This window comes from Bradyrhizobium sp. 41S5 (genome assembly GCF_011516665.3).
Taxonomy (GTDB): domain Bacteria; phylum Pseudomonadota; class Alphaproteobacteria; order Rhizobiales; family Xanthobacteraceae; genus Bradyrhizobium; species Bradyrhizobium quebecense.
The window spans coordinates 4,395,451-4,407,523 of sequence record NZ_CP083721.1 but is presented as its reverse complement, the minus strand read 5'-3'; the positions used below and the strand labels follow the sequence as shown (position 1 = coordinate 4,407,523).

18 protein-coding genes are annotated in these 12,073 nt (G+C 63.7%); 16 read left to right on the top strand and 2 right to left on the bottom strand.

What is annotated here, in order from left to right:
• Positions 1-94 precede the first annotated feature (94 nt).
• The 15 genes from HAP47_RS21080 to HAP47_RS21010 all read left to right on the top strand — a co-directional run bounded on the left by HAP47_RS21080 (position 95) and on the right by HAP47_RS21010 (position 10,265).
• Positions 95-1,408 carry a phage major capsid protein gene (locus tag HAP47_RS21080; RefSeq protein WP_173642948.1) on the top strand — a complete coding sequence of 438 codons (1,314 nt, stop codon included), beginning with the start codon at positions 95-97 and terminating at the stop codon, positions 1,406-1,408.
• Between the two features lie 102 nt (positions 1,409-1,510).
• A complete protein-coding gene (locus HAP47_RS21075; protein WP_173642949.1) occupies positions 1,511-1,960 on the top strand; it encodes a hypothetical protein in 450 nt (149 codons plus the stop codon).
• 67 nt (positions 1,961-2,027) lie between these two features.
• The gene (locus HAP47_RS21070) at positions 2,028-2,648 is read left to right on the top strand and encodes a head-tail connector protein (protein ID WP_173642950.1); all 621 of its coding nucleotides are present in this window, start codon (positions 2,028-2,030) and stop codon (positions 2,646-2,648) included.
• Positions 2,648-2,992: a phage fiber-tail adaptor protein gene (locus HAP47_RS21065; protein ID WP_173642951.1), complete on the top strand. Its 345-nt coding sequence runs from the start codon at positions 2,648-2,650 to the stop codon at positions 2,990-2,992. The genes HAP47_RS21070 and HAP47_RS21065 overlap by 1 nt, the downstream gene beginning before the upstream one ends.
• A gap of 7 nt (positions 2,993-2,999) precedes the next feature.
• Entirely contained in the window at positions 3,000-3,395 is a 396-nt protein-coding gene (locus HAP47_RS21060) for a hypothetical protein (protein WP_173642952.1), read from the top strand.
• A complete protein-coding gene (locus HAP47_RS21055; RefSeq protein WP_173642953.1) occupies positions 3,392-3,769 on the top strand; it encodes a hypothetical protein in 378 nt (125 codons plus the stop codon). The genes HAP47_RS21060 and HAP47_RS21055 overlap by 4 nt, the downstream gene beginning before the upstream one ends.
• Positions 3,769-4,059, top strand: a complete 291-nt coding sequence (locus HAP47_RS21050; protein WP_173642954.1) for a hypothetical protein — start codon at positions 3,769-3,771, stop codon at positions 4,057-4,059. The genes HAP47_RS21055 and HAP47_RS21050 overlap by 1 nt, the downstream gene beginning before the upstream one ends.
• Complete coding sequence (locus tag HAP47_RS21045) at positions 4,059-4,526, top strand: hypothetical protein (RefSeq protein WP_173642955.1); 468 nt, start codon at positions 4,059-4,061, stop codon at positions 4,524-4,526. The genes HAP47_RS21050 and HAP47_RS21045 overlap by 1 nt, the downstream gene beginning before the upstream one ends.
• A 10-nt stretch (positions 4,527-4,536) precedes the next feature.
• Entirely contained in the window at positions 4,537-4,992 is a 456-nt protein-coding gene (locus tag HAP47_RS21040; RefSeq protein WP_173642956.1) for a hypothetical protein, read from the top strand.
• 21 nt (positions 4,993-5,013) lie between these two features.
• Positions 5,014-6,231 carry a phage tail tube protein gene (locus HAP47_RS21035; RefSeq protein WP_173642957.1) on the top strand — a complete coding sequence of 406 codons (1,218 nt, stop codon included), beginning with the start codon at positions 5,014-5,016 and terminating at the stop codon, positions 6,229-6,231.
• Positions 6,232-6,338: 107 nt separating this feature from the next.
• Positions 6,339-6,800 carry a hypothetical protein gene (locus HAP47_RS21030; protein WP_166295042.1) on the top strand — a complete coding sequence of 154 codons (462 nt, stop codon included), beginning with the start codon at positions 6,339-6,341 and terminating at the stop codon, positions 6,798-6,800.
• A complete protein-coding gene (locus tag HAP47_RS21025) occupies positions 6,797-7,159 on the top strand; it encodes a phage tail assembly chaperone (protein ID WP_224943270.1) in 363 nt (120 codons plus the stop codon). The genes HAP47_RS21030 and HAP47_RS21025 overlap by 4 nt, the downstream gene beginning before the upstream one ends.
• Positions 7,159-9,363 (top strand): hypothetical protein, encoded by a 2,205-nt coding sequence (locus HAP47_RS21020; RefSeq protein WP_173642958.1) that lies wholly within the window; start codon positions 7,159-7,161, stop codon positions 9,361-9,363. The genes HAP47_RS21025 and HAP47_RS21020 overlap by 1 nt, the downstream gene beginning before the upstream one ends.
• A 3-nt stretch (positions 9,364-9,366) precedes the next feature.
• A complete protein-coding gene (locus HAP47_RS21015; RefSeq protein ID WP_173642959.1) occupies positions 9,367-9,738 on the top strand; it encodes a hypothetical protein in 372 nt (123 codons plus the stop codon).
• A gap of 2 nt (positions 9,739-9,740) precedes the next feature.
• A complete protein-coding gene (locus HAP47_RS21010; protein ID WP_173642960.1) occupies positions 9,741-10,265 on the top strand; it encodes a DUF1833 family protein in 525 nt (174 codons plus the stop codon).
• A 200-nt stretch (positions 10,266-10,465) separates the two neighbouring features.
• Here the strand turns inward: HAP47_RS21010 and HAP47_RS21005 are convergent, their stop codons facing one another.
• Both HAP47_RS21005 and HAP47_RS21000 read right to left on the bottom strand, forming a co-directional pair.
• Entirely contained in the window at positions 10,466-10,666 is a 201-nt protein-coding gene (locus HAP47_RS21005; RefSeq protein WP_173642961.1) for a hypothetical protein, read from the bottom strand.
• A complete protein-coding gene (locus HAP47_RS21000) occupies positions 10,663-11,052 on the bottom strand; it encodes a hypothetical protein (RefSeq protein WP_173642962.1) in 390 nt (129 codons plus the stop codon). Before HAP47_RS21000 ends, HAP47_RS21005 begins: the two co-directional genes overlap by 4 nt.
• Before the next feature lie 603 nt (positions 11,053-11,655).
• Between HAP47_RS21000 and HAP47_RS20995 the strand changes: the two genes are divergently transcribed.
• Positions 11,656-12,072 carry a hypothetical protein gene (locus tag HAP47_RS20995; RefSeq protein WP_173642963.1) on the top strand — a complete coding sequence of 139 codons (417 nt, stop codon included), beginning with the start codon at positions 11,656-11,658 and terminating at the stop codon, positions 12,070-12,072.
• The last annotated feature ends 1 nt before the right edge of the window (position 12,073 follow it).

Genomic DNA, 12,073 nt, shown 5'->3' with positions numbered 1-12,073 from the left:
GAGTTGCTCGACCCGCGCCGTCGCCTGGACAGCGGGAACGCGGGCTCTTTCTCCGTCCAGGCAAACCACACAACCAACCAGGAGTCACTGATCCATGCGAGTGGACATCAAGCAGCTGCGCCAGGCCCGCGCCAACAAGGCAAAGGACGGCAAAACCGCGCTCGAGCAGCTCAATGCGCTGCAGGGCAAAGCTACCCTGACCGAGGCCGAGACCGCGCAGGTCGGCGAGCTCGAGACCAAGGTCGACGCGCTCGAGGCCGAGGTCGCCGAGCTCGACAAGCAGATCGCCGCCGAGGAAAAGAAGCTGCGCCGGACGGCGCTGTTCGGCTCCTCGACCGCGCTCGGCGGCCCGGCGCTGGCGACCGTCGTGAACGATATCAATCCGGAGCGGACCGGCGGTTTCCGCAGCGTCGCGGAATTCGCGGTTTCGGTCCGCAACGCCATGACGGGCGGCGGTCTCGATCCGCGTCTCGGCGCGGCGCCGACCAATTTCCAGCAGAACCAGGGCGGCAACGGCGAGGGCTTCCTGGTGCCGACCGAGTATCGCGAACAGATCTGGGCGCTCGTTTTCGACGACCAGAACCTGCTCGGTTTCTGCAATCCGGAGCCGACGCAGGGCAACTCGATCGCGATCGCAAAGGACGAGACCACGCCATGGGGCGCGTCCGGCGTCCAGGCGGCCTGGCGCTCCGAGGGCACGCAGCTGATCGCGACCAAGGCGGCGATGACCGGCGAGATCATCCAGCTGCATGAGCTCTACGCCTTCGTGCTGGCCTCGCAGGAGGTCCTCGACGATGCGCCGCGGCTGCAGAACCGCATCTTCAACCAGGCCGCAAACGCGATCCGCTGGAAGGCGTTTGAGGCGGTCATGACCGGCGACGGCAAAGGCAAGCCGCTCGGCTTCATGAACGCGCCGTCTCTGGTGACGGTCTCGAAGGAGGCGGGTCAGGCGGCCGACACAATCAACGTCGCGAACGTCCTCAAGATGTACTCGCGGCTGCTGCGGATGGGTGGCCGGCCGATGTGGCTCGGCAATTCCGACATCCTGCCGCAGCTCGGCCAGCTGACGATCGGCAACGTGCCGGCCTGGTTGCCGTTGAACCAGCCTCTCGCCGGCGCGCCGGACGGCGGCGTTTTCCTCGGCCGTCCGCTGATCTTCAACGAGCACAGTGCCACGCTCGGCGACCTCGGCGATCTGACCTGCGTCGACCTCTCGGGCTATGCGCTCGCGACCAAGGCCGGCGGCGGCATCGATTTCGCCGCCTCGATCCATCTGTTTTTTGACTACAACCTGGCGGCCTTCCGCTGGATCTTCCGGATGGGTGGTCAGCCTTACCTGTCGGCGCCGGTCCAGCCGGCCAAGGGCAATAACACCAAGTCGCATTTCGTCGCGCTCGAGGCGCGCTGATTGAGCTCCGCGAGCTCGTCAGCCAATGACGGCGCGCCGGCCTGACCTGGCCGGCGCGAGTAACGCCCGCGTTCCTGTTTCCCGAAACCATGAGGAGTGCAAATGCACACCAATCTCAAACCGTCGCAGCGCGTCAGCGTTGTCGACTCGATCAACCCGCAATCGTCCGCGGCTGCGCTGACCACAGGCTGGATCGATGCCGGCAAGTTCCACAACTATATGGCCGTCATCTCGCTCGGCGCGCTTGGCGCCGCGGCGACCGTCGACGCCAAGATCCAGCAGGCGACCTCAGCCGCCGGCGCCGGTGCAAAGGACATCGCCGGCAAGGCGATCACTCAGCGCACCAAGGCCGGCGCGGACGATAACAAACAGGTCCTGATCAACCTCAAGCAGGAAGATCTCGACATCAATAACGGCTTCGGATTCTTCCAGGTGTCAGTGACGCCTGCGGTCGCCGCGAGCCTGGTCGGCTGCTCCGTGCTCGGTTTCGATCCGCGGTACGGGTTCGCAACCGACAACGATGCGGCGTCAGTCGCCGAGTTCGTCGGCTGATCCAGCTGGCGCCTCGGCCGCACCAGGCCGAGGCGCTTCCTTCCTTTTCCGGGCAGGGCTTCCCGACATGCTCCGCATCTCTCAGCGTCCGGTGGGCTATCCCGTCACACTCGACGAGGCCAAGGCGCAGCTGCGCGTCTCGAGCACGAAAAACGACGCTCTGATTTCCGGCCTGATCGGCGCGGCAACGGCGCATTGTGAGGCCCTGGTCCAGCGCGCATTCGTGCCGCGGACGTTTCAATGGGTGCTGCCGTGCTGGCGGCCTGTGATCGAGATCCCGATCGCGCCGGTCGTCCATGATGCGATCCATTCGATCAGGTATGTCGATTGGGCGACCGAGACGCAGCAGACACTCGATCCCTCGAGCTATGTCGTGCAAACGGCGGGCGATAGCGTCCGCATCTTTCCGAAATTCGGCCTGTCCTGGCCGCTCGCGTACTCGCATGCGCCGGAGCCGATCGTCATCGAGTTCGACGCTGGTTACGAGGATCTCGAGGATCTGCCGGCGGTCGTCAAAACCTGCATCATGCTGCAGATCCGGCATCTCTACAGCATCGGCGAGACAAATCCCGCGCTGGTGCGCGATCTCGTCATCGGCGTCAGCGACAAGGCCTGGCAGCTGTCGCCAGACGTCAAAACGCTGATCCCCGATGCGGTCACGCTGCTCATGCTGTCGGAGGTCTGGTGATGACCGATCGCGTGCTCAAGGCGCCGCGCAACGCGCGGACGCTGCTGTTCTGGCCGGCCAAGGCGCCGGAGGAGGTCGTCGAGCGCGGTTTGGATTGGGCCGACGTCCTGGTCTGGCCTTGGCCCAGCGCCGAGGGTGTGACGCCTGCAGACGGGATCAAGACCTCGAGCTTCGTGCTGCCGCAGGGCATTGTCGCCAGCGCCTCGAGCAATACGGCGACCGTCGCGATGGTGACGCTGACCGGCGGCGAGCTCGGCCGCGTCTACAGCATTGCAAACCGGATCGAGACCGCGAAGGGGCAGCAGCTCGAGCGCGTCGTCAAGCTGCGCATTCGCGCGAAATGAGCGCGCGATGGACCGCGTCACGGCGCTGGTCGCGATCGCGCATCTGAAATTACGGCTCGAGCTCCTCGAGCGGCATCCGCAGATCCTGGAGGGAATCGACATGATCGCTATCAAACGGCCGATCGAGCTCGCCGGCATGCGGGCGCGCCTGGCGCGGGCGCAACGGCAGGAGGCCGACCTCGCTGTCACAGGCCAGCGCTATGACGCGGTACAGGACGCGATCGACGAGCAGCATGCGGCGCTGAAAAGTCATGTCGGCTCGCTCGAGGACAACAAAGCGCAGCTCGACCAGATCCTCGGCAGGATGGTCGCGGGGGACAATGGCGGCCCAAACGATGGCGACGCCGGCTCGAGCGGCTCCGAGGTCGGCCAGGTCATCACCAGCAAGGTTGACGGCCAGTGACGCCGGACGAGTCCCTCGACCAGCATATCCGCGCGCTCGAGGAGAGCGGCGAGACCGTCCTGGTCCGGCGCTACGCCGGCGTCGGGCCGGCGCGCGCGGTCGCGAAAGAGGCTGCCGTCCTGGCGAAGGTCAAGGGCTATCAGCCGGCCGAGCTTGTCGGCGAGATCCGCCAGGGCGATCGACACGTTATCCTGTTGAATGATCCCTCGGCGGCCGTCCCGGCCGGCAAGGTTGCCTTGTCCACCATGCTGCCGCTGACCGATCGCGATTTTCTGGTGATCGCCGGTGCCGAGGTCAGCATCAAGGGGGTCGACGACGCGACCAGGCGGATTCAGGGACAGGTCGTCGCCTTCGAGCTGCAGGTCCGCGGCTGATGGGCAAAGTGTTCGATGGGGCGGACTATGAGCGGCGCGTCGACGCCGCTCGCAATAGCATCTCTGTCGGCGAGGAAGCCAAATTCGTCATCACTGGCGACCTGGCCGGCTTGAACGCAAAAAAAGCGTTCCAGGATGCGAAAGAGCTCGCCTTGCGCAAGGCCCGCAAAAAGATGCTCGACCGTATCCGGCAGGAGGAGGCGGACCACGCCTTGAACGATCTCATTCCGACCGAGGTCGAGGAGGTCCTCAACGGCCCGCATGATGAGATCGTCTCGGTCGACGGCTGATGCGGATCATCTTTCACTATCAAGCGATGCAGGACGTCGTCGATTTCGCGCTCGAGACGCTGCGGCAGCGGTCGCCGGTCGGCTCGATCGGAGATCCGCATCCGGGTCTCTATCGGGACAATCACACGGTTTTTCTAAACGGTCACGTCGTCAACGACGTTTCGGCATTCCGGCGCGGCGACCAGATCAATATCTCCAACCCGGTCCCTTACGCGCGCAAGATCGAGATCGGCCGGATGAAAATGAAGGTCGAGCCGAAGGTCTACCAAGAAACTGCGCTGCTCGTCGCTGCGCGGTTCGGCAATCGCGCCGCGGTGAAATTTACGTTCATGCCGGTCCGGTTCGGTGACGTCGCGGCCTATGCCGCCTTCTCGCAGCAGATCAAGGCCGGCCGGCGCCACATGTCGGACAAGGCGCGCCAGGACTGGCTCGTCCGGCAGCCGGCCCTCGAGATCCGGGCACGCTAGAGGTTATTCCATGGCTGATTATGCCGGCGCCGTCGCCGCGATGCGGGCGCGCTATGTAGACGGCTTGACGGCGGCGCCGAGCTCGTTCCAGAATGAGGATCCGCCGCAAACACCCTGGCCGCCGCAGGGCACGCCCTGGTGCTATTTCGAGGTCGTCGAGACCCTGCGGCGCAAGCGCGGCGTCGGCACGCCAGGCAACCAGACCTGGCTAATCACGGGCAACATCTTCGTGCATGTATTCGTGCCTAAGGGCTACGGGTTCGCCGCGCATCTCGCGCTCGCCGGCCAGGCCGGTGACCTCTTCAAGGATGCGACGTTCTACAACGCCGAGCCCGGCGCCTGCGTGCGCTGCTGGGGCGAGAACGGCGAGGGGCCGACCGTCCAGGGCGGCGACAGCGCCTCCGACGACGGCAACTGGTTCGGCCTGGTCGTCGTGATTCCTTTCCAGTTCTTTTTCATCGGCTGATCCAAACGGGAGACTGATCGCATGGTCTATCAAAGCAATTCCGCCGGCCGCGTCGCCTACAAGGCGCAGGCTGGCCTCGGCCAGATCGCCGCGGGCGGCGCCGGCGCTACTGTGCTGCCGATCTCCGGCGGTCCAGGTGCCAAGCTATCGAAAGCTGCCACGGAATCGCAGACGATCCGCAACGACGGCATGTCGATCCGCGGCCGTCACGGCACGCAGAAAACCTCGTCGAGCTACAACGCTGAAATGTGGCTCGGCTCGCATGACGCGATCCTCGAGGCGATCATGCGCGGCACTTGGGATGCGGCGCCCCTTAGCAAGACGCAGGCCGATTTCACGTCATTGACGACGGCCGCGGACGGCATCGTTTTCGCCAACGGCTCGCCGATCGACATGGGCTTTAAGGTCGGCGATATCATCCGCGCCACCAATCTGCCGGACGCCGGCAACAATGCTCGCAATCTGCGGATCTCCGCGCTCTCCGCGAACAAGATCACGGTGCCGGAGACGCTGATCGCCAATGCAGCGCCGGATACGAATTGCACGATCACGCGGCCAGGCAAGCGCCTGGTCAACCCGGCCGCGCTGGTCCGGCGCTATTTCGGGATCGAGGAATTCGAGAGCGACATCGGCAAGGCGACCGTCCTCGACGATTTCGTCTGGGGCACGGGCAAATTCTCGATGGCACCGAACGGGATCATCACGTTCGATCCCGGCGGCATCGGGACCGGCAAGATCCGGCCATTGGAGGCCGCATACTTCACCAACCCGTCGGAGACGGCCGGGACGCCGTTCGCCGTCGTCGACGCGACGATCCGGCTCGGCGGCGTCGACCTGGTCGAGCTGACCTCGTTCGATCTGTCGCTGGATATCCAGCCGAGCGCGCCGGATGCGTTCGGCTCCGGCAACATCAAGTATGCGCCGGACGTGTTCACGGGGCCGCTGCGGGTTTCGCTCAACCTGACCATGCTGCGCAAGGATCTGCAGCTGCTGGCCGATTTCGTCAGCGAAACGCAGTATTCCCTCAACATCCTGGCCGTCGACAACATGAGCGAGCCGAAAGACTTCATGTCGATCACGGTGCCGAATTTCACGCTCGGCGGCGTCGATCCCTCGGCGCTCTCCAAGCAAGGCGGAGGTCGCACGCAGACGATCACGGTCCCGCCGGCGCTGGTCGGCATCGATACCTCGGCGACCGGCAATAACAGCATGATCTCGTTCCAGACTACCGCAGCGTAGCGTTTGAGTGATCGGCGCCGACCATAGGCCGATGGAATGTTCTCGCGAGAACCGGCCGCAGGGTTGTCGGACCCTGCGGCCAACCTTTCCGACAAAAGGCACCCGACATGACTGAATCAACTGCAATCCTCGATCTCTCCGCGCATTTGCCCGTCGACACGTTCAAGTTGCAGATCCGCAAGCCTGGCACGGATACGCCGATCGGCTGGGTGATCGAGCTCGCCGGACCTGCGCATCCGCAGACGATCGCGCTCAACAATGAATCGACCCGCGACGCGATCGAGAAGGAGAAGGCGATCGAGTTCGCGCAGGTCAACGGCCGCAAATGGAAAACCGAGGATGAAACGGTGGCCGATCGGCGCCGGCAGAACGTAACAAAGGTTTGCCGCCGGATCGTCGGCTGGTCGCCGAATCCAACGTTCACGACGGTTTCGCCAGATCCCATCCCGTTCATGCTCGAGAGCGCAGTCAATCTGTTCCTGCGGCCGGAGCTCGGCAGTTTCTTCGTCCAGGTCACTGAGTACCTGACGAGCGAGCGGGCTTTTACGAGGCCCTCAAGTCAGACTTGAGGGCATACGCCGAGCGCAGTTTCCTGCTGTCCTCGAGGGCCGGCGACGCCGGCGAGACCTATCGCCAGGTCCTCGAGGGCCTCCTGCTAAGGACGCGCGATCCAAAGCGCAGGGCCGAACGGGAAGCGATCCTCAAGGTCCCGCCGATGCCGGCGGGGCTGCTCTATCTCTGGCGCATCTATGACCGGATGCGCCGGCGCAAAGGCGGCAACGGTTTCGCGCTGTCGCCGCTGGAATGGCAGGACATCGACGCTTTCCTGCGTCGGACGCAAACCGACCTGGCTCCATGGGAGCTCGAGATCATCGAAATGTTGGATGATCTCTATCTGGTCGATTACTCAAAACTGCAGGTGGATTGATGGCCGACCAGGTCGTGACCGAGCTCGTTATCGACGCGAATACGCAAGGCGCGGCCGATTACGAGCGGGCAATGGACAGTGCCGCCGGCGCCGCGCAACGCGGCACGGATGCGGCGACGGATTTTAACGTCGGCCTGATCGAGCTCGGCGCCGGTGCGGTCGCTGCGGCGGCGACGGTCAACAAGGCGCTGGATTATGTCGTCAGCTTTAACAAGTCGCTCGCCGACATGGGGGCGCTTGCCGATCGCGTCGGCCTGTCGCTCAAGGATCTGCAGGGCGTCCAGTTCGGCGGCCAGATCGCAGGGCTGACCGAAAGCCAGGTCAACGCCGGGCTGGAAAAGTCGGCGCAGCTGCTCAATGACGCGCAGCGCAATGCTAATTCGCTGTCGAAAGAGTTCGATGCCAACGGCATCAGCTTGCGCAATGCGAACGGGCAGCTGATTAGCCAGAACCAGCTGCTGCAGATCGCCGCCGACCTGGTCAGCCGTGCGCGCAGTCCGCAGGACGCGATCGCGATCGCGCAGATGCTTGGCTTTACCAAGGAATGGGTGCCGCTGCTGCAGCAGGGTGCAGGCGCGATGGCGGATCTCGGCAACCAGGCGCAGGCTGCCGGCGCCGTCATCGACGACGAGACGGTCAAGCGCGCCTCCGATTTCGATGCGGAATGGCGCAAGAGCTCGGTCCAATGGTCGCTCTACATGAAAGCGGCTTTCGCGGATCTACTGCCGTTCCTGGATGACCTGATCGAGCGGGCGGCGAAATTCATCAAGTCGATCGACCGGGACGCGATCGAGAAGGCGGCAAACGAGCAGCTCGACGCCCTGTCCGGCGCTGTCGGCGGCCCTGGCACAAACCAGACGGTCGGCATCAGGATCGGGATCACGCCGGAAACCGAGCGCGCGCTCTCGGATTTCAAGAATGCGTCGGTCTTCTCGCTCGACTTCTGGGAATCGGCCGGCCGCATCTTGAGCTCGTCGGTCGAGCGCATCAGGCCGGAGGATATCAAGTGGTACGCCGGGACCGGCTCCGCGATCACGGACACCAGCAACGCGCAAAGCGACTGGGCCTGGCAGAACCAGGCAGCGTCGCTCAAGTCGATGCAGGCAGGCCTGACCGGCCTGCAGTTCGGCCGGCCGTCCAATGTGGCGGCGCGAGGCGATGCGGCCGCAGATCCCGTCGATCGCGCCATCAACTCGCTGCGAAAGCATACCGAAGTCCAGGAGGCCGATACGAAGGCGGTCGGGCTCGGTGATGCTGCGCTCGCCTCTTTCCGCGCAACGGCTGCTGAGACGTCCGCAGTGCAGGCCAATGGCGGCAAGGAAACGGCGGCGCAGGCCGCGCAGTTCGCCGCGTTGCGCGATCGCGCGGCTGCTGCCGCCGACGCCCTGGCGCGGGCCAAGGTGAGCTCGCAGATTGATTTCAGCAGCAAGACGGCGTTCCTGTCGTCCGACGACGTCGCGATCGCCTCGCAGCTCAAGGGGATCTATGGAAACGACGTGCCAGCCGCGCTGGACAGCACCTATGCGGCGGCGATCCGCACCACCAATGCCTGTAAGGGGGTCTCGTCCTCGATCGAGGGCGACCTGGTCAACGGCCTGACCGATATCACGACGGGCGCCAAGTCGGCCGGCCAGGGCTTTGCCGACATGTCGAATGCGATCGTCAAGGCGATCGAGCAGATGATTATCAAGATTACGATCGTCGAGCCGCTGATGCGGTCGCTGCAGTCGGCGGCCGGCGGCCTCGGCCTGTTCTCGCTTGGCGGCGCGTCTGCCGGCGGCGCGACGTCGTCGACCGGCTTTAGCGGCGGCCTCGGCGGCCTCTACCACACGGGCGGCATCATTGGCTCCGAGCCGACGTCGATGCGTTATATCCATTCGGCCTATTTCGATGATGCGCCACGCTTCCACACTGGCGGCATCGCCGGCGACGAGGTCCCGATCATCGCCAAGCGCGGCGAGGGCGTCTTTACGCCTGGTCAAATGGCGGCACTCGGCGCCGTCGGGGGCGGAGGTACGCCGCCGCAGGTCACCATCAACAATTACACGGATGCGACGCCTAGCGTCGAGCAGGCGCCGAACGGCGACATCACGGTGACGCTGCGCAAGATGGTCGACGGCGCGGTCGGAGACTCGCTGTCGACCGGCACTGGCCGGCGCGTGCTCGGCGACCAGTACGGCGTCAAACCGTTCACGGGGCAATAATCAATGGCATTGCCGGCATTCCCGATCGCAAACGCCGTTATCCTCAAAGAGGGTTTCGGTCTGCAGCGCATGCGCGATCCGATCGCGACCGACATGGAGCAGGGCAACACGCGGCAGCGTCCGCGGCCTGGCGACAATGTCGGTACGGTGACACAGACGGTGCGCTTCTATGCGGCCGACTATGACACGTTCGTCGAGTGGGTTAAGATCACGCTCAACCTCGGAACGGCGCGCTTTACCATCGACGTCTGGCTCGGAACGTCGCTGGCGAACAAGGTATGTCAGTTTATCAAGCCTGGCACGTCCCTGATCGCCAGCTGGCCGAATCCGGGGCAGGTCGACGTCCGCATGACGCTGCGGGTTTACGACGTCTAGCCATGCCGACGCACAATGAAGCGCTGCTCGAGGCCTATGCCTCCTGTCCGCCTAGCGCACGGATCTATTACACGCTCGAGCTCTGGCAGTCGTCGTTTGACCAGCCGGCGCGGGTTGTCGCCAATGTCGGCGACGATATGGCCTTTGGGCTCGAGGCGGGCGCGCCGCGCAACGCCGGCGAGAGCGTGACATTCATCGCGTGTCCGTTCCAGGCCGGTTATCCCGAGCAGAAGGAAGGTCAGCCGCCATCGACCACGATCAAGATCGACAATGTCAACCGCGAGCTGGTGCCGAAGATCCGCGCCGCGCAGGGAACGCGGGAATATATCCAGGTGCTTTATCGCGAGTACCTCGGCAGCGACCTGACCGAGCCGGCCTATGGGCCCATCGAGTTCGAGCTGCGCAGCGTGCAGATGGTCGGGGCATCGCTGACCGGGACGGTCATGGTCAAAAACCTGCAGAACAAGCGATTTCCGAGGCTGACCAGGAATTATGATTACGTGCAGTTTCCATCCTTACTGGCTTAAGGTGCCGAAGTCCGCCTTACCTTCACAAAGCCACCTTGCACAAGGTATCGTCGAATGTCAGCCTTGGGCCACTTCCGGGCTCATGCACCGTAAACAAGGGCTCACTCGATCGGCAGGCCTTGGTGTCTATCGAACGGTCCCAATCAGTAATTGCACCCTTTGGAACGGTTCCAACGCAACCGGGGAAGCGGCTTTCCACCCTAAGCTCCCCTGCCATCCTGTTTGCCGATCACGCAGCGCCATCCCGCAAGGCGTTCGGCCGGGTGCTCCTTCATCCACGCAGCGAGTTCCGGCGCACCCATCAGGCAGGACTGCATCGAGACGTCTGAGGTGGTAAAGGTCTGCTCGTGGCAATTTGCCGGAGAGGAGAGATTGCAGAGCACGGCGATGATCCTGATCACGGCTGGAGAGCCCCATCGCTGCGATGAGCATTTGCCCGGATGATCTTGATGGCCTTGGCCACCGTGCGCGGATTCAGGCCTAGCGCGTGGATCACTTCCTTCTTCTTGCAGCCGAGATTGCATTCGAGGTAGCCGCGCACACGCTCGACGTTGAATGCCTCCAGCTCCTTGGAGCCGGGGCGCAGGTTCAGCGCTTCAATGGTACAGAATTCGGGGGACTTGTTTGAAGATGCCCACCCGGTCATGCATGCCATTCGACGTTCATCGCTAGCAGCCGATCGGGAGAATGCTTTGGCCGCATCAACATGCGAAGCAGCTTTCTCAGCTCGCCGCTCGTAGTCGTCGGCAAGGGCCCTAATCTGACCCGCACTCGTGGAGTCGGTCATGGTTTGGGCTGCGCGGAGCAAAGTCCATGCTGTCTCTAAATATGCCTTGCCTCGTTGTGAGACCTCGACCATCACAAAGTCCTCGCCCGGCGCTCTAGCAGCTGGTTGAAGGTGACCCGGAGCCGCCCCACCCAATTGCGGTCACTTTCCCTGCGAGCTCTGAATCGATCGGCGCACTTCTTGGAACAAAGAGGCGTTCGCCACAAGTAGTGCCGGACGAGACCGAACTTGCCATCACAAACTGCGCATCGCGCGGCACTGCCAGATTTAATGCTTTCGGAGCAATTGAGCATTGTAATCACCTCTTGGCCTTATCGCAGCTGTTCGTCGATCATCCTTTTTCACTGTCGCACTTGATGAGCCTGTGCGCCTTTCCAAACGCATGGAGCCTAAGACGGTCACGATCAACAGCTCAACTGAACGTAGGTTATCGTCCGGCATCTAGAGGGGTGAACGGAACGATACGAAGGTTTAGGGCGCCCCCCTTTCCTCAATGGTCCAAAAAGGCGCCCTTGGCGGTCAAGCTGACCGACGTCCGCTCTTTCTCAATGAGCTGACCTACCGTCGGGTTATCCGCCCAGCCGTTTGAAAGGCAACAGGCTCTTGTCCATTGATCGTTCGTCGTTCCTGTCGGCCTTGATCGGCGAGCCATGGGCCTGGCAATCCCGCAACTGCTGGGATTTCGCCTGCCATGTGCAACGCGAGCTGTTTAGCCGCGAGCTGCCGCGCGTTGCAGTGCCGGTTGGCTTTTCCGAGCGCTGGGTGCTCGAGGAGATCGCCGGGCATCCGGAGCGCGCGCTGTGGCGCGAGGCGCCGCAAGGGCCCGGCGGCCTGGTGACGGCTGCGGACGGCGCCCTGGTGCTGATGGCGCGGCTGCGCTTTCCCGCGCATATCGGCGTCTGGATGCAGCCCGAGGCGCGCGTCATTCACTGCGACGGCAAGACCGGCGTTGCCTTTGAGACCGTCCTGGCGCTGCGCCAGATGGGCTGGAAAAAGCTTTCCTTCTTCGAGCCAAGGTAAC